Raw genomic sequence first — 18,474 nt, 5'->3', positions numbered from 1 at the left:
AAACAATTTCACCAGGTGGAATTTTCGTGACGCATTTCGGAAATTATGGAACGATGTGCGCGAGTTGACCACCTGGCTCCGATCAAAGGCGAGGAGAGGCATGGCCGCCGGCAGGACCACAACTGTGGACGTAGCTGGTTCCGGAACGCTTCTGGCCGAGGCCCTGCGGTCGGATCCGGTGGAGAACCAGGCCGCCGGCCTGGTCCGCTGCGATCTGGTCGAGGTCGAGCAACGTCACGCCGCGGTGATCACGCTGGACCGGCCCGGCCGGCACAACGCGCTCGATCTGCAGGCCTGGCGCGAGATCGAGCGCAACCTGGCCGAACTCGCCGAAGACCGGTCGGTGCGGGCCGTGGTGGTGCGCGGCGCCGGTGGCCGGGCCTTCAGCGCCGGGGCCGACATCGCCGAGTTCCCCGCCCACCGGATCGGGGCCGACGTAGCGGCCGGCTACAACGAAACGGTCAGCGCCGCCCTGGCTTCCGTCGAGGCCATGCCGTTCCCGGTGATCGCGATGGTGCAGGGCCTGGCCATCGGCGGGGGCTGCGAGCTGGCTGCTGCCTGCGACGTCCGGCTGGCCGGGGCCGGCGCGCGCTTCGGCATTCCGGCGGCCAAGCTCGGGGTCACCTTGGGCCTGACCGAAACCCGTGCGGTCAGCCGGGCGATCGGTGCCGCCAACCTGAAGTACCTGCTGCTCAGCGGCGAAGTCATCAGCGCCGAACAGGCGCTGGGCTGGGGCCTGGTCCAGAAGGTGCTGCCCGAGGGCGAACTCGCCGCCGCGGTGGCCGAACTGGTCCGGACCATCTGCCTGGCGCCGGAAGTCACCGTCCGGGCCGCCAAGCAGGTCACCGATCTGGCCGACTCCGACCCGTTCGCCACCGACAGCCACGCCCTGCTGCGCCAACTGCACGCCCAGGCTTACGACGGCGAAGACCTGCGCGAGGGGGTGGCCGCCTTCCTCGAGCGTCGATCGCCGCAGTTCCAGGCCCGAAGGAGGTAGGTGTGGCCGCTCTCGACGGTCTGAAAGTCGTTGATCTGAGCCGCTATCTGTCCGGCCCGACGCTGACCATGCTGCTGGCCGACCTCGGCGCCGAGGTGATCAAGGTGGAGCCTCTGCCCGGTGGCGATCCGGCTCGCGAATCGGGGCCGTTCCACGGCGACGAGAGCGTGTACTACATGGCCAGCAACCGCAACAAGCGCTCGTTCGCCGTCGATCTGCGCTCACCCGAGGGCCTCGACCTGGTGCAGCGTCTGGCCCGCGAGGCCGACGTCTTCGTTCAGAACTTCCGCCCCGGCACGGCCACCCGGATGGGCCTGGGCGCAGAATCGCTGCGAGCCGTCAACGAACGCCTGATCTACGTGGACATCAGCGGTTTCGGCCAGCGCCCACCCGGTTCCGCCCTGCCCGGCTTCGACCAGACCGCGCAGGCGATGTCCGGCCTGATGAGCGTCACCGGCACCGCCGAGACCGGATCCCTGCGGGTCGGGATCGCGGTCAGCGACTCGGCCACCGGGGTTTTCGCCGCCGTAGGCGTGCTCGCCGCCCTCCACGAACGTGACCGCACCGGCCACGGATCGGTCGTCGAATCGTCCCTGATGGAATCCACCCTGACGCTGATGTCCTACCAGGCCCAGAAGTACCTGAGCCTGGGCGTGGTGCCGGTCCAGGACGGCAACGACCACCCGATCATCTTCCCGCAGGGCACGTTCCGCACCGCCTCCGGCTCGATCACCCTGGCCTGCGGCAACGACAAGATGTGGCGCCGCCTGGGCTCGGTGCTCGACCTCGAGCACCTGATCGGCCATCCGGACTACGTGGACAACGCCGCCCGCATGGCCAACCGCGGTGAGCTGCGGCGCCTGATCGAGGAGCGCCTGGCCACCAGGACCGCCGAGGAATGGATCGAGCTGGCCAACCAGGCCGGCGTGCCGTGCGGCCCGGTGCTCGACGTGGGTGAGGCCCTGGACCACCCGGTCACCGCAGGGCTGGACATGGTGCAGACCGTGCAGCACGGAACGCTTGGCCCGATGCAGGTTCTGGGGCAGGCGGTCAAGGTGGAAGGCAGTTCCGAGGGCTGGCTGCGCCGTCCGGCCCCGGTGCTCGGCCAGCACACCGAAGAGATCCTCGGTGAACTGGGCCTGCCCGCCTGGAGAATCGCGCAGCTGCGCAGTACCGGCGTGGTCAGCTGAGCGGGTGAAGCGTGGCCTCGGCCAGCGTCGACCAGTCACCCTCCGCAGGCCCGGTGCTCGCGTCCAGCCCGGCCACCGCCCGCTCGATCCGCACCGCATCGGGGTTCGAGAGGTCGGGCAGGCCCCGCAACTCAGTGGCCGCGGCCAGCAGGCGGGCGGCCTGCTCCGGCCGGCCCTCGAGCAGGGCGAGGTCGGCGATCCCGACCAGGTTGTGCGCGATGGCCTGGACATGGCCGGTCTCGAGCGCGGCCCGGTAGGCCCGGGTGCGGTGGAAGCGGACCTCGTCCGGGTCCCGGGTCAGATAGGCGAGCAGGTCGTGCTGGAGAGCGCGGAAGTCGGCGCGGCCGGCCTCCTCACCGAGCATGCCGGTGGCCAGATCGAGGTGCCGGCGGGCCTCGTCCGGATCGCCGCTCTCGCGGGCGATGGCGGCCTTGGCCATGGTGAGATCGAACAGGGCCAGCGACCAGGTGGAGCGCTCGGCCAGCCGCTGCGCCTCGGCGAGTACGGCCGCGGCGGCGGCCGGATCGCCCAGCCGCAGGTGCAGATGAGCTTGCCGGGCGCGCAGCGTGATCACGTCTTCCCGGGCGCCGAGTTCGGTGACCGCGGTGATCGCCTGCTCGTAGTGCTCACGCGCGGCCGCGAAATCACCGCGGGTGGCCGTGCGGGCGGCCAGTTCGGTGTGGGCGAAGGAGATCCCGAAGCGCTCGCCGACGCTCCGGAACTGGCTCAGGGCCTCTCGCAGGTGGTCGTCGGCCTCGGTTCCGCTGTGCCCGAGCACCACCCGCACCTTGCCCATGTGCAGCCGGGCCAGCGCCCTCACCCAGGGGTCCTGGCTGTCCAGCAAGGGCTCGAAGGCCGACAGGTAGGCGGCCGGGTCCTGCAGCATCCGGTGCAGCGGGTCGATCAGCTCGAGCACCGGGGCGGGCTCGGCCAGGAGCAGGCGGTGTTCGTGGGCCTGCTGGATCCATTCGGCCGCATCGCGCTCGTCGCCCCGGCCCGAGTTCAGGAACATCGCCATCAGCGCGTAGACCATGGCCCGAGCGGCATCCGGGGCCTGGCCGGGGAGTGCGGCGGCCGCCTTCAGGAGTTCACTGCCTTCGGTCTTGTGCCCGCTGAGCCACCAGTACCAGCCCGCCGCGGCCGCCAGACGCAGCGCCCAGAGCGCGTCCTCCGAAGCGAGAGCCTGGCGCATCGCGGCGCTGATGTTGTCGTGCTCGGCCTGCAGCGCGACCAGCCACTCCAGTTGCTCGGCGCGGCGCAGGTGAGGTTCGGCGGCCTCGGCGAACTCGGTGAAGAAGGTCAGGTGCGCCTGCCGGGTCTGCGCGGTCTCGGCGGCCTCGTCCAGCTTGCGGGCGGCGTACTCGCGGATCGTGCCGAGCATCCGGAAGCGCAACCCGGCCCCGGGTTCGGCCACCAGCAGCGACTTCTCGGTCAGTGCAGTGAGCAGATCCAGCACCTGGTCGTCGGCGCAGACCGCCTCGGCCGCTTCCAGGCCGGCGCCGCCGGAGAACACCGACAGCCGGCGCAGCACCCGTCGTTCGTCCTCGCTGAGCAGCTGCCAGCTCCAGTCGATCGCCGCCTGCAAGGTCCGGTGCCGGGGCAGCGCGGTCCGGTTGCCCCCAGTGAGCAGGCGAAACCGGTCGTCCAGGCGATCGGCGAGCTGGTCGGGGGTCATCGTGCGCAGCCGGGCGGCGGCCAGTTCGATGGCCAAGGGGACGCCGTCGAGGGCTCGGGCGATCCGGGCGAGAGTTTCGGAGGTGGCGGCGTCGACGGCCAGATCCCGGCGCACCGCGCGGGCCCGGTCGCGCAGCAGGTGAACGGCCGCCGAGGCCTCCGGGTCGGTGTTCTCGGCCGGGACCGCCAGCGGGACGACCTGCCAGAGCGCTTCACCGGTGATGCCGAGCGGTTCCCGGCTGGTGGTCAGGATGCGCAGGCCGGGGCACTCGCCGAGCACCCGGTGGGCGAACCGGGCGGCCTGCTCGATCAGGTGCTCGCAGTTGTCCAGGATCAGCAGCAGGTCTCGCGCACCGATCGCGGCGATCACCCGGGCGGTGGGATCGGCCCCCGCGGATTCGCCGAGCAACGTGTCGCGGGGGCCGAGGGCGGCCAGCGCAGCATGAGCGACATCGCCGCCCTGGCCCACCGGAGCCAGCTCCACCAGCCAGGCTCCGTGGGTCAGCCGATCGGCCAGACCCAGGGCTGATTCGCTGGCCAGCCGGGTCTTTCCGCAGCCGCCGGGCCCGATCAGGGTGACCAGCCGGTGACTGGTGACCAGGTGGCGCACCTCGGCGAGATCGTCGTGGCGGCCGACGAAGCTGGTGAGCTCGGCGCGGAGGTTGTGGGTGCGGACCTGATCGGATCCCTCGCCGCGCAGCAGCGAGACGTGCAGGGCCGAGAGTTCGGGGGAGGGGTCCACGCCCAGCTCCGAAGCGAGGGCGTTTCGCGAGCGTTGAAAGGCTTTCAGCGCTTCGTTCGTCCGGCCGGCTGCGGCGAGGGCCTGCATCGTGGTGGCCGTGAGGCGTTCGCGGGTGGGGTGGAGCACGGCCAGATCGAGCAGCTGCGCGACCAGCTCGCCAGCTCGGCCCAGCACGATCTCGGCCTCGGCCCAGTCCTCGAGCGCGGTCAGGTGCAGTTCTTCCAGCCGGGCCACCTCGGAGTCGAACCGCGCGCTGTCCTGGAGTCCGACGTCTACCATTGGGCTTGAGCGCCGCAGGCCCAGAGCTTCGCGGAGCAGAACTGCTTTGTGAGTGACGTCGGTTGCGGGTGAACGGCTCTCGGTGACCAGCTGCTCGAACCGCACCGCGTCCACCGCCTCGGGCTCGATCGTCAGCCGGTAACCCTCGGGCAGTCCTTCGAGGGCTCCCGGAGGCAGAATCTTGCGGAGCCGGGAGGCCAGCCGCTGCAGTGCGTTGGTGGCCTCGGCGGGTGGGTTCTCGCCCCAGATCCATTCGGTCAGAGTGCCTTTGGAAACCACTTGCCCGGGGTGCAGGGCCAGCGCGACCAGCAGGCCGCGCAGCCGTGCCCCCGGGACTTCGGCGATGCCGTCCGGTGTGGTGACCTCGAGGTGGCCCAGCATGGCGATCTGCACGGGCCGAGTGTGCCACGTTCGGGCGGTTTGCCCGATCATGCCCGCTGGCTGAACTTGCGGCCGGACCAGACCAGGCTGAGCAGGATGATCCCGGCCGACCAGGCGATCGCCACCCAGGTCTGGGTCAGGTCGGGGCTGCCGGCCAGGAACCCGCGCAGCGACTCGATGATCGAGGTGAAGGGCTGGTACTCGGCGAACTGCCGGACTCCGGTGCCCATCGCGTCGGCCGGGACGATGGCGCTGCTGAAGAACGGCAGCATCACCAGCGGCACCCCGGAGAAGGCCGCGGTCTCGGCGGTCTTCGCGGCCAGGCCGAGCGCCACACTGAGCCAGCTGACCGCGGTGACCACCAGCAGCAGTACCCCGGCGGCGCTGAGCCCCTGCAGCGCCGAGGCCTGCGGCCGGTATCCCAGCAGCAGCGCGACCGACAGCACGGCCAGGATCGCCAGCGAGGTGCGCAGAATCGTGGCCACCACGTGCCCGTTCAGCACCGCCCCGCGGGAGACGTCCATGACCTTGAACCGGTTGATGATGCCGGTGGTCATGTCCGAGTTCACCGCCATGATCGTGGCGCTCAGGCCGTAGACGACGGCGAGGAGCAGCATGCCGGGGGTGGCGTAGTCGAGGTAGTCGCCGCCGACGTCGAAGGCGTCACCGAAGACGTAGACGAACATCAGCATCAGGATGACCGGGAACAGGATCGCGTTGAACACCGCCACCGGGTTGCGGGTGGTGTGGCGCAGATTGCGGCGGAGCATGACCACGGAGTTGTTCTTCATCAGGAGGCACTCGCTTTCGGGGCAGAGGGGGCAGAGGGGGCGGAGGGGGCAGAGCCGGTCAGGGCCAGGAAGACGTCGTCGAGATCGGGCAGGTGGACGGTGAACTCGGAAACCTCGATCGCGTACTCGTCCAGCCGGTCCAGCAGGGAGCGCAACGCCTTCACGCTGCCGTCGCTGGGCACCCGCAGGATCAGGTTCTCCGGGTCGGGGGTGGCGTCGGTGAGCACCCGGGTGGCGCTGGTCAGGGCCTCGGGGCCGGCCAGGCGCAGTTGTACGTGGGCGCCGGGGATCTGGCGCTTGAGCTGCTCGGGCGTGCCCTCGGCGACCACCCGGCCGTGGTCGATCACCGCCAGCCGGTCGGCCAGCTGGTCGGCCTCTTCCAGGTACTGCGTGGTGAGGAAGATGGTCATGCCCTCACCCACCAGCTCCCGCACGATCTGCCACAGGGTGCGGCGGCTGCGCGGGTCCAGGCCGGTGGTCGGCTCGTCCAGGAACAGGATCTGCGGCCGGCTGACCAGGGTCATCGCCAGGTCCAGCTTGCGCCGCATACCGCCGGAGTAGCTGGTCACCCGCTGGTCCGCGGCCTCCTGCAGATCGAAGCGCTCCAGCAGCTCGCCGACCGCCGCGGGCCGGGCCCGGCGCTGCAGATCGACCATCATCTGCAGGTTCTCGCGCCCGGTGAGCAGTTCGTCGACCGAGGCGAACTGGCCGGTCACGCCGATCGCCGAGCGCACCTGCCGGGTCTGGGTGGCCACGTCGAACCCGGCCACCGCGGCCCGGCCGCCGTCCAGCCGCAGCAGGGTGGTCAGCAGGTGCACGGTGGTGGTCTTGCCGGCGCCGTTCGGGCCCAGCAGCGAGAACACCGAGCCGGCGGGTACCTCCAGGTCGACTCCGTCGAGCACGACCTGCTCGCCGTAGGCCTTGCGCAGCCCCGAGGCTGTAATCGCTGAATTCGTCATGCCCTCAATCTGCGGGAGGGCTATGACATGCCGCTGACACCGCCGCCCGGGCCGTGTCAGCGGAGGCCGATCACGGTGTCAGGCGGATCACCAGCACGGCGCAGTCGTCGTCCGGGGCATTGGTGATCAGGTCCCGCAGAATATGGTCGAGCATCTCCTGGGCCGGGCGCTGGTAATGCTCGGAGGCACTGCGGCACAACGCTTCCTGACCGTGCGAGAGGGTGCGGCCGGGCCGTTCGATCAGGCCGTCGGTGTACAGCACGAGGGTGTCCCCGGGGGCCAGCTCGGTTTGGTGGGTGTGCCGGCGCAGGTCGAAGGGGATGCCCAGCAGCAGGTCGGAAGGTTCGTCCAGGAGCCGGGTGCGGCCGTCGGCCTGCACCACCAGCGGAGCCGGGTGCCCGGCGTTGGCCCAGGACAGGGTGCGCGGCCCGGGCCCTTCACCCGGGTGCAGCACGGCCAGGACCAGCGAGCCGTTGGTCGGCATGCCCAGCTCGGTCAGGGCGCTGTCCAGGCGGGTGATCATCTGGGCGGGCGGCTCGGCCCGGTCGATCAGCAGCCCGCGCAGGATGCTGCGGACCTGGCCCATGGTGGCCGCAGCCTCGATGTCGTGCCCGGCCACGTCCCCGATGATCAGGGCCAGGTCGCCGGAGACGGTGAAGGCGTCGTACCAGTCGCCGCCCACCTGGTTGGCGCTGGCGGCCGGCACGTAGCGGGCCACCAGCTCGGCGTCCGGCTGGGCGGGGAGCGTGGTCAGCATGGCGTGCTGCAGGGTGGCGGCCGCGCTGCGGCGTTCCTGCAGGAGGATCGCCCGGTCCAGCGCGGTGGAGGCGTAGTGGGCCAGCGCGGAGACGGTCTCCTGGGCCTGGGCATGCCAGTTCTCGGACAGGCCTTCGCCGACGGTCCAGGGCCGGGCCTTGGCCTCGGTGTCCCAGGTCAGGATCAGCCGCCCGGGCAGGGTGCCGGACAGCGGTACCAGGAGCGTGCGGCCGGGCGGCGGCTCGGGCAGGTCCTCCTGCTCGGCCACGGTGAAGATCGCGGTCTCGGTGTCCAGGTAGGTCGCGGCGGTCTCCTGCACCACCTGGATCACGCTCTTGACGCTGCTGGTGGCGGCCAGCGTCTCGGACAGGGCCAGGAGCAGGCGGGAGTGCCGTTCGGACTCGCGGATCGCCACGGTCTGGCGCTCGGAGCGGTGCTGGGCGATCCGGGCGTCCTGGCCGTCCTGCTCGGCTGCCTCCCGGGCCGACTCGGCCTCCAGCCGCCGGGCGTTGGCCTTGTGGTTGGAGTCACGCAGCGTCAGCTCGGCCGAGCAGGCGGCGGCCAGGCCGGTGAGGATGTGCAGCTCGCGCTGACTCCACTCCCGGGGCGAGCCGTCGATCGCGCACAGCGCGCCCACCACCTGGCCGGCCTCCTGCAGCGGGACCCCCAGATAGGCCACCACGTCCAGCTCGGTGGTGGCCGGGTTGTGGCTGGTGCGCTCGTCGAGCCGGGCGTCGGGTACCGCCAGCGGGCTGCCGTCCTGGGTCACCAGCTGGCAGATAGAGTGCACCAGCGGGGTCCAGCGCTGCTCCTGCCAGGGCTCGGGCAGGCCGGAGGCCCCGACCAGGACCTGGGCCTGCTCCCCGACCAGCGAGACGATTGCGGCGGGGACCTGGAGCGTGTCGCGGACCAGCTGGGTGTACCGGTCGAAGCTCAGCTGAGTGTGGCTGCTCATCGAAGGCCGCCCGCGGTGACACCCCTGCTCTGCACGAGGGCCATTATCCGGAGACCGGCCGGGGCGTCCTAGTAATACCTCGGTGAAGTTACGTATCGTTGCTGATCGACGTGCCCGGACCGGGGGCTTCGGCGTCGGGAAGGAACGATGAAGGACCAAGGGAGCCGTGTGGATGGAAATACCGAGAAGGCAGGGCCGCGGCGAGCGCGCCATCTGCGATCGGTCGACGTCCTGACCGGCGAACTGGGCGGCGGCTCGACCGGTGAGGCCGCTCCGGGCCGCGGTGACGTGTCGGTCTACCACCAGGAGGACACGGTGGTCGTGCTGATGCGCGGCGCGATCGACATCAACCAGGCCCAGGAGCTGGAGGAGGCCGGCAGCTACGCGATCGAGCAGGACCTGCCGATCCTGGTGGACGTGCGGCACGTGGACATGATCGACTCAGTCGGGATCTCGTTCCTGGTGCGGGTGGCGGCCTCGATCCGCGCCCACGGCGGCACCGTCACGCTGAGCGGGCCGGCCCCGGTGGTGGAGGAACTGCTCACTGTCGCAGGTGCTTCGTCCCTGTTCCGGTGGTCCGAGGGCCGGATCAGCCCGGACGGCAAGGCCACTCCCTGAGCCGCTGCGTGGTGCCGTCGGCGCGCGGGGCCCAGGTTCCCCCTCTAGGGTGCTGATACGAGGCCGACCTTCTGCGTGTGGGCTGTCTTGGGCGTCTGACCGGGCCGAGCCGGACGCTGCGACCAGCAGCTAGGAGCGCCGCGATCTCTCACCTTGTGAAGGACATCCCCAGCCGGATCCCGAGGCACCCGCACGGCCTCTGGACCCTGGCCGACCTGGCTGAACTGGCGCCGGTCCGGGAGCAGCTGGGCGGGCTGTGCCGGCGCGAGCCGCCGGTGGTGCTGCCGCCCGATTCACCAGTGATGGCCGAACCCCGGCGCCGGGTGGAACTGGTGTGCACCGAACTGGTCGGCAACGCCCTGCGGCACGGCCGGCCGCCGGTGCGGGTGGAGTTGGCCTCCACCGCCACGCACTGGCTGATCACCGTGCAGGACGCTGCCCCGCAGGAGCACCCGGTGCTCGGTTCACCGGTGGCCGAGCAGATCGGCGGTCGGGGTCTGGCGATCGTGCTGGCGCTCTCGTCACAGGCCGGCTGGTACGTGGAGGGGCCGAGCAAGACGGTGTGGGCGGAGATCCCCGACCTGCCCCCGGAAGAGCTGTTGCGCCGCCTCAAGCTCAGTTCAGCGTAGTTCCCCGGCCAGCGTCTGAGCCGAGCGTCGCAACAGCGGCAAGGCCCTCGTCAAGAGTTCGTCCGACATCCGAGGGGCCGGGCCGGACAGCGAAATTGCCAGGTGGGCCAGGGGATGCGGGACGGCCACGGCGACACAGCGCACGCCGACCTCCTGCTCGCCCTCGTCCACCGCGTACCCCAGTTCGCGCACCCGAGCCAGGTGCGCCACGTATTCCTCGGGCTGAACCAGGGTGTGCTCGGTGTGCCGGGGCATCCCGGTGCGCCGCAGGATCAGCCGCACGGCATCGTCGTTCATCGGCGCCAGCAACACTTTTCCCACCGCCGTGCAGTGCGGCAGCACCCGTCGGCCGACCTCGGTGAACATCCGCATCGCATGCCGACCGGGCGCCTGGGCGATGTAGGCCACCTGATCGCCGTCGCGCATCGCCAGGTTGGCGGTCTCGCCGATCTCCTCGACCAGCGCCCGCAGGTGCGGCAGCGCCACGTTGTTCAGCATCTTGGAGGAGCTCTCGCCGAACAGCAGCACCCTGGGCCCCAGGGTGTACTGCCGGTTCGGCTCCTGCCGCAGGTAGCCCAGGTCGACCATGGTCCGGGCCAGCCGGTGGATCGTCGGCAGCGGGAGCTGGCAGGCGGCGGCCAGCTGGGACAAGGACATCTGCCCCTGGCCGGCCACCGCCTCCAGCAGGCCGAAGGCCCGCTCGATCGACTGAACGCCCAAGGCTTCAGCCCCAGCCCGGGACGACGAAGACCAGCCAGGTGACGATCGGCGCGATCGCCACCATCGAGAAGCCCCACTGGATCAGGCGTTTGTACACGGCGTCGCGATCCTCGTCGGGTGCATTGGCCACCACCAGGGCGCCGCTGGTGGAGAACGGGCTGGAGTCCACCACCGAGGACGAGATCGACAGGGCGATGATCATGCCGACCGCCCCGACCTCACCGGCCAGCAGGAACGGTACGGCCAGCGGGATGAGCGCACCGAGAATGCCGGTGGTGGAGGCGAAAGCGGAGACGGCCGCCCCGATGAAGCAGATCAGGAGGGCGGAGACCAGCGGGGCACCCAGGTCGGCCACCCCTTCGCCCAGCCAGTCGATCGTCCCCAGCCGTTCCATCATCGCCACGTAGGTGACGATGCCGCAGACCAGAAGCACGGTGGGCCAGGCGATCGCGCTGACCGCGCTCTTGTTGCCGGACGGGCAGAGGATGGTCACCGCCACCGCGACCACCAGCGCGGTGAAGCCCACGTCCTGCTCGAAAACCAGTACGGCGACGGCCAGGCCGAGCATCCCGAGCAGGGTGATCAGCCGGTTGCGGTCGAGTTCGGTGTGCTCGGTGCGCGGCGGCGAGGCGACCGTGGTGGTCTGGACCGAAGTGGTGCTGGCCCGGTCCCGGCCGGATTTCGGGGCCGCAGTGGGCTCCGGGGGCGAATCGGGGACGCCGGTGCCCAGGTCTCGCTGCCCGAGCAGCCTGCGCCCGCCGAACAGGAAGAACACCACCACCCCGAGCAGGCTGTTGAAGATCAGCGAGGACAGGAACAGCGCGGTCGGGCTGCCGGGCAGATCGTTGCGCTCGACCACCCCGTTCACGATGCTGCCGAAGATGCTGATCGGTGAGAACCCGCCCGCGCTGGCCCCGTTGATCACCATCAGGCCCATCAGGACCGGCGAGATGGAATACCGCTTGGCGAAATTCATGCCGATCGGCGCAATGATGGCCACCGCGGCCGGTACCACCGCGCCGACCGCGGTCAGGGCGGCGGTGATGGCGAACATCACCCAGGGGATCAGCGAGACCCGCCCCCGCACCGACCGGACGGCCTTTTCGACCAGCCAGTCGACGGTTCCGTTCTCCTTGGCCAGGGCGAACAGGTAGGTGACGCCGACCAGGATGACGAAGAGGTCGGCCGGAAAACCGCCGAGCACAGTGTCCAGGTCCTCGTCGAGCAGTTGCGGCCCGACGACGAAGGCGGCCACCAGGGCCAGCGCCCCCATGTGCACGGGCAGCACGGTGGCGATCAGAAACACCACGGCCAGAACGAGTATCGAGATGAGCTCTTCGGACACGGCGGCTCCCGCGGACGGTCTTCGGATGAACTTCCACGATGCGAAATGGATATTTCGTGTACCTTTTGCACCATCACGTGTAACGCAGGTCACGTCAAGACCCAACCCGAGGAGGTCCTGCGATGGGGCGTCACTTCCTGCAGATCCCCGGCCCGACGAACTGCCCGGACGAGGTGCTGCGCGCGCTGGCCGCCCCGACCATCGATCACCGGGGCCCGCAGTTCCAGGCGCTGGCCCGGCGGGTGCTCGAAGGGATCAAGCCGGTCTTCGGCACCACCGGCCCGGTGGTGATCTACCCGGCCTCCGGCACCGGCGCCTGGGAGGCCGCACTGGTGAACACCCTGAGCCCGGGCGATCGCGTGTTGTGCTTCGAGACCGGCCATTTCGCCTCGCTCTGGCGAGAGATGGCGCTGGATCTGGGTCTGCGGGTCGATCTGGTCCCCGGCGACTGGCGGCACGGCGTTGATCCGGCCCAGGTCGAGGAGCGGCTGAGCGCCGACCCGGGCGGCGAGATCAAGGCCGTGTGCTGCGTGCACAACGAGACCTCCACCGGCGTCACCAGCCGGATCGGGGCGATCCGCCAGGCTATCGACCGCGCCGGCCATCCGGCGCTGTTGCTGGTGGACACCATCTCCTCGCTGGCCTCGATCGACTACCGGCACGACGAGTGGCGGGTGGACGTCACCGTGGCCGGCTCGCAGAAGGGGCTGATGCTGCCGCCCGGCCTGAGCTTCAACGCGGTCAGCGACAAGGCGCTCGAGGCTTCGAAGACCGCGAAACTGCAACGCTCGTACTGGGACTGGCAACCGCTGCTGGCCGCCAACGCCAACGGGTTCTTCTCGTACACGCCGGCCACCAACCTGCTCTACGGGCTGGAGGCCTCGCTGAAGCTGCTGCAGGAGGAAGGGCTGAAGAACGTCTTCGCCCGGCACGAGCGGCACGCCCGGGCCACCCGCGCGGCGGTTCGCGCCTGGGGCGGTGGGCTGGAGATTCTCTGCCAGGACGAGCGGGAGTACTCGGCCTCGCTCACCGCGATCCTGGTGCCGCCGGAGTTCGATGCCGACGAGATCCGGCGGATCATTCTCGACCGCTTCGACATGTCGCTCGGCGCCGGCCTGTCCAAGGTGGCCGGAAAGGTCTTCCGGATCGGCCATCTCGGCGCCTTCGAGGACCTGACGCTGATCGGCACGCTCGGCGGGGTGCAGATGGGCCTGCAACTGGCCGGGGTCCCGATCGACGCCGGGGGAGTGAACGCGGCCCTGGAGTCGCTGCTGCAGGAGAACCGATGAGCCTGGCCGCACGGCTGCAGGCGGAACTCGAGGGCGAGGTCCGGTTCGACGACTACAGCCGGCACCTGTTCTCCCGGGACGCCAGCATGTACGCGATCCGGCCGGCCGGGGTGGTGTTCCCGAAGACCGAGCAGGATGTCAGCGCCGCGGTGCGCCTGGCCGCGGAGTACGGCATCTCGGTCACCCCGCGCGGGGCCGGCACCAGCCTGGCCGGCCAGACCGTGGGATCCGGCCTGGTGCTGGACTTCTCCCGGCACATGAACCAGATCCTCGAGCTGGACCCGCAGCGGCGGCGGGCCCGGGTGCAGGCCGGCGTGGTGCAGGACGACCTGAACCGGGCGGCCGCGCCCTTCGGCCTGATGTTCGGCCCGGACACCTCCACCAGCAACCGGGCCACGATCGGCGGGATGATCGGCAACAACTCGGCCGGCAGCGGCTCGCTGCGCTACGGCATGACGATCGATCACGTGCGGGCCCTGGACGTGGTGCTCAGCGACGGTTCCACGGCCCGGCTGGAACCGCTCGACGAACCGGAGCGTTCTCGACGAGCGGCCCGGCCGACGCTGGAAGGCGCTCTCTACCGGGAACTTCCGAAGATCCTCCAGGGCAGTGCCAAGGCGATCGAGCAGGGCTTCCCGCCCTTCTGGCGACGGGCCTGCGGTTACCGGCTGGACCGGCTGGCCAAGGATTTCGACCTGGGGACGTTCGTGGTCGGCTCCGAGGGGACGCTGGCCGTGGTCACCCACGCGGAAGTGGACCTGGTACCGAAACCGGCCGTGACCATGTTCGCGGTCGGGCACTTCGACACCACCCAGAAGGCGGTCGAGGCCACCACCGATGCGCTGAGCTGCGAGCCGGCCCAGGTCGAGCTGATGGACAAGACCATCCTCGACCTGTCCCGCCAGAAGATCGAGTACGCCGATCTGGGCGATCATCTCGTCGGTGATCCGGCGGCCCTGCTGTTCGTCTCGTTCACCGGGGACGACGCTTCCGCCGTGCGCTCGCGGCTCGAGGCCCTGCTGGCGTTGTGGGCGGCGAACGGGCACGGCTATCACACCCTCTCGCTGGTCACCGCGGCCGAGCAGAAGGCCCTGCTGAAGGTGCGTAAGTCCAGCCTGGGTCTGCTGATGGCGGCCAGCGAGGGCGCCAACCGGCCGCTGGCCTTCGTCGAGGACACCGCGGTACCGCCGCAGCGGCTGGCCGAGTACACCGCGCGGTTCGCCGCGGTGCTGGACGCGCACCAGATGAAAGCTGGATTCTACGGCCACTGTTCGGTCGGGTGCCTGCACATCCGCCCGTTCGTGGATCTGTCCCGGCCCGACGAGATCGAGCGGATGCGCGCGGTGGCCGAGGAGGTGAAGGATCTGGTGCGCGAGTTCGGGGGAGTGAACTCCAGCGAGCACGGCGACGGCCTGGCCCGCAGCGAGTTCAACCGCGAGATCTTCGGCGACGACCTGTACGAGGCGATGCGCTCGGTCAAGCAGCTCTTCGATCCCGCGGGGGTGCTGAACCCGGGCAAGATCGTGGACGCGCCGCCGATGACCTCGCATCTGCGGGACGCCGAACTCGCACCCGCCGTGGGGTTTCGCACCCGGCTGGACTTCGAGGTGGTCGGCGGGATGCGGGGCGCGGCCGACCGGTGCATGAACATCGGTCTGTGCCGTAAGAGCACCACCGGCGTGATGTGCCCGTCGTACGTGGCCACCCTGGACGAGGAGCACGCCACCCGCGGCCGGGCCAACGCTCTGGTGAAGGCGCTGTCCGAGCCGGACCCGGCGGCCGCGCTGGGCGACGAACGGCTGCACGAGATCCTCGACCTGTGCCTGATGTGCAAGGCCTGCAAGGCGGAATGCCCGCTGGGTGTGGACATGGCCAAGCTCAAGAGCGAGACCCTGTCGCACTACCACGACCAGCACGGGGTTCCGCTGCGCAGCCGGGTCTTCGGCCGGATCCGTCTGCTGAACCGGCTGGGTTCGGCCTTCGCCCCGCTGGCCAATCTGCGGTTCCTGAGCCGCCCCTTGGTGAGATTCGTGGGGATCGCACCACAACGTCCGTTGCCGAAGTTCCGCTACCGCAACCTGAAACGCTGGTACGCCCGCGCGCCCAAGCCGGCCACCGCGTCCGTCGGTACTGTGAACTTTCTGGCCGACTCGTTCACCACCTACACCGAACCGCAGATCGGCCAGGCCGCGATCACGTTGCTGCAGCGCTCGGGCTGGGATGTGCAACTGGCCGACGCCGGTTGCTGCGGGCGCTCGGCGCTGTCCAAAGGTCTTCTGGACCAGGCTGCTTCGAGTGCTTCGTCGATGGCCCGGCGGCTGGCCGTGACCGAAGGGCCGATCGTGGGCTGCGAGCCGTCCTGCTTGTTCACCCTGCGGGACGAGCACGTGAGCATGCTGCCCGGCAATCCCGATGTGGTCGAAGTGGCCGGGCGGGTGCGGCAGGTGGAGGAGTTGCTCACCGAGGCGATCGATGAGGGACGACTGCGGCTGGCCGGGGATTCCTGGCTGGCCGGTCGGCGGATCCTGTTTCACGGGCATTGTCATCAGAAGGCCGAGGTGGGCACGTCGGCGACAATGGCTCTGCTGCGCCGGATCCCGGGGGCCGAGGTGGTGGAGCTGGACGCCGGATGCTGCGGCATGGCCGGTTCGTTCGGTTATGAGGCCGAGCATTACGCGATCTCGATGAAAGTGGGTCAGGACCGGCTGTTCCCGGCCATCGCCGCCGAAGGCTCGGCAACGGTGGTGGCGGCCACCGGTACCTCGTGCCGGGAACAGATCTTTCACGGCACCCGGCGTTCGGCCTGGCATCCGGTGGAGCTGATCAGTTCAGCCCTGGACGGCGGTGCGGACCAGGTCGGCCACCACGGTTGAGCGGCTCTGGGCGGGCCAGGCGATCACGTTGGTGACCGGCGCCGCGTCCGCGACCGGCACGGTGATCAGGCCGTGGCTGGTCGCGGTGACCACACAGGATTCGGTGATCACGGCGGTGGCCAGGCCGAGACCGACCATCTGCAGCAGCTGCAGCTGGTTATGGATCTCCGGCCCGGGCCCGTCCGGGTAGCTGCCGTCCGGCCGGGGCCAACGGCCCTGCGGCAGGCCGGGAATCCGGTCCATCTCCGCGAGTGAGAGCGCGGCCCGCTCGCCGTACGGGTGGCCGCTGGGCAGGATCGCCACCCGGTTCTCGATGTCGATCACCTCGTAGTCCAGCCCGCCCGCCTCTTCCAGGGGCAGGGTCAGCAGGCCCAGGTGGGCCCGGCCGTCGCGCAGCATCGGCTCGGACTCGCCCATCGCGGCCAGCACGACCTCCACCTTCACGTCGGGGCGCTCCCGGGTGAAGGCCGCCAGCAGATCGGCCAGCCGCTGGCGGTCGATGCCGGCCTTGGCGACCAGCGTGATCCGGTCCGGATCGGTGCCGGCCTGCCGGGTACGTCGCTCGGCGGCCTCGATCCCGGTGAGCAGGGTGCGGACCTCGTGCAGCAGGACGGTTCCGGCCGGGGTGAGCGAGACGGCCCGCTTGTCCCGCTCGAACAACCGGGTGCCCAGGTGCCGCTCCAGCTGCTGGATCGCCCGGGACAGTGGCGGCTGGGCCATCGCCAGGCGCTGCGCGGCCCGGCCGAAGTTCAGCTCCTCGGCCACAGCCACGAAGTAGCGCATCTGGCGGGTCTCCATACCTCCAGAGTATGACCGCGCACTCAACCGGTCTTGGACCGTCACCTCCCGCGGTACCTAGTTTCGTTCTCATGAGCGAATCAAAGACCGCACTGGTGACCGGTGCGAACAAGGGCATCGGCTTCGAAATTGCCCGTCAACTGGGCCAGCTGGGCTACCGGGTTGCGCTGGGGGCCCGCCAGGAGAACTTGCGGCAGGAGGCGGTCGCCAAGCTGAGGGCGGAAGGCCTGGACGTGTTCGGGGTGGCCCTGGACGTCACCAGCGACCAGAGCGTGCAGGCCGCGGCGGCCGAACTCGCCGAACTGGACGTGCTGGTGAACAACGCCGGGATCAACGGTGGGCAGTTCGAACTGCCCTCGGTGCTCGACCTGGACCGGTTCCGCCGGGTGGTGGACACCAACGTGCTCGGCGTGATCCGGGTGACCAACGCCTTCCTGCCCCTGCTGCGCCGTTCAGCTGCACCCCGGATCGTCAACCTGTCCACCAGCATGGCCTCCCTGACCCACCAGCAGCAGGCCACGCCGTACGCGGGGGCGATCGACGGCACCTACGGCCCGTCCAAGACCCTGCTGAACGCCGTCACCCTGCAGTACGCAAGGGAATTCGCCGACACGAACATCCTGGTCAACATGGTCTGCCCGGGGTATGTCGCGACCGACTTCACCGCGTTCCAGGGCTACCGCTCCACCGCCGAGGGCGCCGCGATCGCGGTCAAGCTGGCCACCGTGCCCGACGACGGCCCGCGTGGCGGCTTCTTCAACGACGAGGGCGAACTGCCCTGGTGATCACCGCTTCAGGCGGGCCAGTGCGATGATCACCCGCTCGTCGATGTCCTCCGGACCGGGGAAGACGCGGGTGGCGGCGCGCTGGTGGGCCACCCCGTGCAGTCCCAGCCAGAGCGCCACCGCGTCCTTGGCCGGGTCGTCGCAGCCCGAGACTCCGGCCTCGATCGCCTCGTGCAGGGCGTCGGCCAGGATCTGCAGCGTCGATTCACCCAGGTCGACCAGGTCTTGCTCGGTGAGTGAGCTGTCCCCGTCGATCGAGGGGATCCAGAGCCCGCCGAACAGGGTGCGGTAGCGGGAGGGGTGGTCGGCGGCGAACTTCAGGTAGGCCCGGCTGATCGCCCACACCTTCTGCTCGGGGTCCGCCGCCTCGGCCACCGCCGCGTGGAGCACCTGCTCCAGCTCCGTCAGGCCGTTCTGGACCACCGCGAGCATGATCGCCGGCTGGTCGGCGAAGTGCGCGTAGATCGAGGGGGCGGCGATCCCGGCCTTGCGGGCCACCGAGCGCAGGGTGACCGACCGCTCGTCCCCGGTCTCGTCCAGCAGAGCGATCGCCGCGGTGATGATCTCCTCGCGCAGTTTCCGGCCCTCACCTCGGCGATTACGAGCACGAACCGGCTTCTTGGGGTCCATGCGAGAACCTTACAGGTCGAAACTTAGATCCGTAAGCTTGCAGGCGTTAGCTAACGTGCGTAT

Annotated in this window: 15 protein-coding genes; 7 read left to right on the top strand and 8 right to left on the bottom strand. The window is 70.1% G+C overall.

What is annotated here, in order from left to right; translation table 11 throughout:
• Positions 1-100 precede the first annotated feature (100 nt).
• Together LR394_RS09915 and LR394_RS09910 are read left to right on the top strand one after the other, a co-directional pair.
• A complete protein-coding gene (locus LR394_RS09915) occupies positions 101-997 on the top strand; it encodes an enoyl-CoA hydratase/isomerase family protein (protein ID WP_231440392.1) in 897 nt (298 codons plus the stop codon).
• A gap of 2 nt (positions 998-999) precedes the next feature.
• The gene (locus tag LR394_RS09910) at positions 1,000-2,187 is read left to right on the top strand and encodes a CaiB/BaiF CoA transferase family protein (protein ID WP_231440391.1); all 1,188 of its coding nucleotides are present in this window, start codon (positions 1,000-1,002) and stop codon (positions 2,185-2,187) included.
• On the opposite strand, the gene LR394_RS09905 is transcribed toward LR394_RS09910, so the two are convergent.
• The 4 genes from LR394_RS09905 to LR394_RS09890 all read right to left on the bottom strand — a co-directional run bounded on the left by LR394_RS09905 (position 2,180) and on the right by LR394_RS09890 (position 8,724).
• Positions 2,180-5,275 carry a BTAD domain-containing putative transcriptional regulator gene (locus LR394_RS09905; RefSeq protein WP_231440390.1) on the bottom strand — a complete coding sequence of 1,032 codons (3,096 nt, stop codon included), beginning with the start codon at positions 5,273-5,275 and terminating at the stop codon, positions 2,180-2,182. The two genes, LR394_RS09910 and LR394_RS09905, sit on opposite strands and share 8 nt — an antisense overlap.
• 35 nt (positions 5,276-5,310) lie before the next feature.
• Positions 5,311-6,054, bottom strand: a complete 744-nt coding sequence (locus LR394_RS09900) for an ABC transporter permease (RefSeq protein WP_231440389.1) — start codon at positions 6,052-6,054, stop codon at positions 5,311-5,313.
• Complete coding sequence (locus LR394_RS09895; protein ID WP_231440388.1) at positions 6,054-7,013, bottom strand: ATP-binding cassette domain-containing protein; 960 nt, start codon at positions 7,011-7,013, stop codon at positions 6,054-6,056. Before LR394_RS09895 ends, LR394_RS09900 begins: the two co-directional genes overlap by 1 nt.
• Positions 7,014-7,083: 70 nt before the next feature.
• Positions 7,084-8,724, bottom strand: a complete 1,641-nt coding sequence (locus LR394_RS09890) for a GAF domain-containing SpoIIE family protein phosphatase (RefSeq protein ID WP_231440387.1) — start codon at positions 8,722-8,724, stop codon at positions 7,084-7,086.
• Between the two features lie 168 nt (positions 8,725-8,892).
• Here LR394_RS09890 and LR394_RS09885 point away from each other — a divergent pair, with 168 nt between their 5' ends.
• Positions 8,893-9,342: an STAS domain-containing protein gene (locus LR394_RS09885; RefSeq protein ID WP_231440386.1), complete on the top strand. Its 450-nt coding sequence runs from the start codon at positions 8,893-8,895 to the stop codon at positions 9,340-9,342.
• 155 nt (positions 9,343-9,497) lie between these two features.
• Positions 9,498-9,971, top strand: coding sequence for an ATP-binding protein (locus LR394_RS09880; protein ID WP_231440385.1), 474 nt, complete (start codon positions 9,498-9,500; stop codon positions 9,969-9,971).
• Here LR394_RS09880 and LR394_RS09875 read toward each other — a convergent pair.
• On the bottom strand, positions 9,963-10,691 hold the full coding sequence (locus tag LR394_RS09875; protein ID WP_231440384.1) for an IclR family transcriptional regulator: 729 nt from the start codon (positions 10,689-10,691) through the stop codon (positions 9,963-9,965). The genes LR394_RS09880 and LR394_RS09875 overlap by 9 nt on opposite strands.
• A gap of 4 nt (positions 10,692-10,695) precedes the next feature.
• On the bottom strand, positions 10,696-12,036 hold the full coding sequence (locus tag LR394_RS09870) for an SLC13 family permease (protein ID WP_231440383.1): 1,341 nt from the start codon (positions 12,034-12,036) through the stop codon (positions 10,696-10,698).
• Positions 12,037-12,158: 122 nt separating this feature from the next.
• Here LR394_RS09870 and LR394_RS09865 point away from each other — a divergent pair, with 122 nt between their 5' ends.
• Together LR394_RS09865 and LR394_RS09860 are read left to right on the top strand one after the other, a co-directional pair.
• On the top strand, positions 12,159-13,325 hold the full coding sequence (locus LR394_RS09865) for a pyridoxal-phosphate-dependent aminotransferase family protein (protein WP_231440382.1): 1,167 nt from the start codon (positions 12,159-12,161) through the stop codon (positions 13,323-13,325).
• The gene (locus tag LR394_RS09860; protein ID WP_231440381.1) at positions 13,322-16,198 is read left to right on the top strand and encodes an FAD-binding and (Fe-S)-binding domain-containing protein; all 2,877 of its coding nucleotides are present in this window, start codon (positions 13,322-13,324) and stop codon (positions 16,196-16,198) included. Before LR394_RS09865 ends, LR394_RS09860 begins: the two co-directional genes overlap by 4 nt.
• On the opposite strand, the gene LR394_RS09855 is transcribed toward LR394_RS09860, so the two are convergent.
• Positions 16,154-16,996, bottom strand: a complete 843-nt coding sequence (locus tag LR394_RS09855) for a LysR family transcriptional regulator (RefSeq protein ID WP_231440380.1) — start codon at positions 16,994-16,996, stop codon at positions 16,154-16,156. The two genes, LR394_RS09860 and LR394_RS09855, sit on opposite strands and share 45 nt — an antisense overlap.
• A gap of 71 nt (positions 16,997-17,067) precedes the next feature.
• On the opposite strand from LR394_RS09855, the gene LR394_RS09850 reads away from it, so the two are divergent.
• Complete coding sequence (locus LR394_RS09850; RefSeq protein ID WP_231440379.1) at positions 17,068-17,781, top strand: SDR family oxidoreductase; 714 nt, start codon at positions 17,068-17,070, stop codon at positions 17,779-17,781.
• On the opposite strand, the gene LR394_RS09845 is transcribed toward LR394_RS09850, so the two are convergent.
• Entirely contained in the window at positions 17,782-18,411 is a 630-nt protein-coding gene (locus LR394_RS09845) for a TetR/AcrR family transcriptional regulator (RefSeq protein WP_231440378.1), read from the bottom strand.
• Positions 18,412-18,474: the final 63 nt, after the last annotated feature.

Source organism: Kineosporia babensis (assembly GCF_021129305.1).
In the GTDB taxonomy this organism is placed as follows: Bacteria; Actinomycetota; Actinomycetes; order Actinomycetales; family Kineosporiaceae; genus Kineosporia; species Kineosporia babensis.
This window is presented reverse-complemented; position numbering and strand designations above follow the sequence as displayed.

Coding starts and splice junctions, on each gene's coding strand:
- LR394_RS09900 (WP_231440389.1), bottom strand. CDS start 6,054: ATGAAGAACAACTCCGTGGTCATGCTCCGCCGCAATCTGCGCCACACC.
- LR394_RS09865 (WP_231440382.1), top strand. CDS start 12,159: ATGGGGCGTCACTTCCTGCAGATCCCCGGCCCGACGAACTGCCCGGAC.
- LR394_RS09850 (WP_231440379.1), top strand. CDS start 17,068: ATGAGCGAATCAAAGACCGCACTGGTGACCGGTGCGAACAAGGGCATC.
- LR394_RS09845 (WP_231440378.1), bottom strand. CDS start 18,411: ATGGACCCCAAGAAGCCGGTTCGTGCTCGTAATCGCCGAGGTGAGGGC.
- LR394_RS09855 (WP_231440380.1), bottom strand. CDS start 16,996: ATGGAGACCCGCCAGATGCGCTACTTCGTGGCTGTGGCCGAGGAGCTG.
- LR394_RS09915 (WP_231440392.1), top strand. CDS start 101: ATGGCCGCCGGCAGGACCACAACTGTGGACGTAGCTGGTTCCGGAACG.
- LR394_RS09895 (WP_231440388.1), bottom strand. CDS start 7,013: ATGACGAATTCAGCGATTACAGCCTCGGGGCTGCGCAAGGCCTACGGC.
- LR394_RS09890 (WP_231440387.1), bottom strand. CDS start 8,724: ATGAGCAGCCACACTCAGCTGAGCTTCGACCGGTACACCCAGCTGGTC.
- LR394_RS09860 (WP_231440381.1), top strand. CDS start 13,322: ATGAGCCTGGCCGCACGGCTGCAGGCGGAACTCGAGGGCGAGGTCCGG.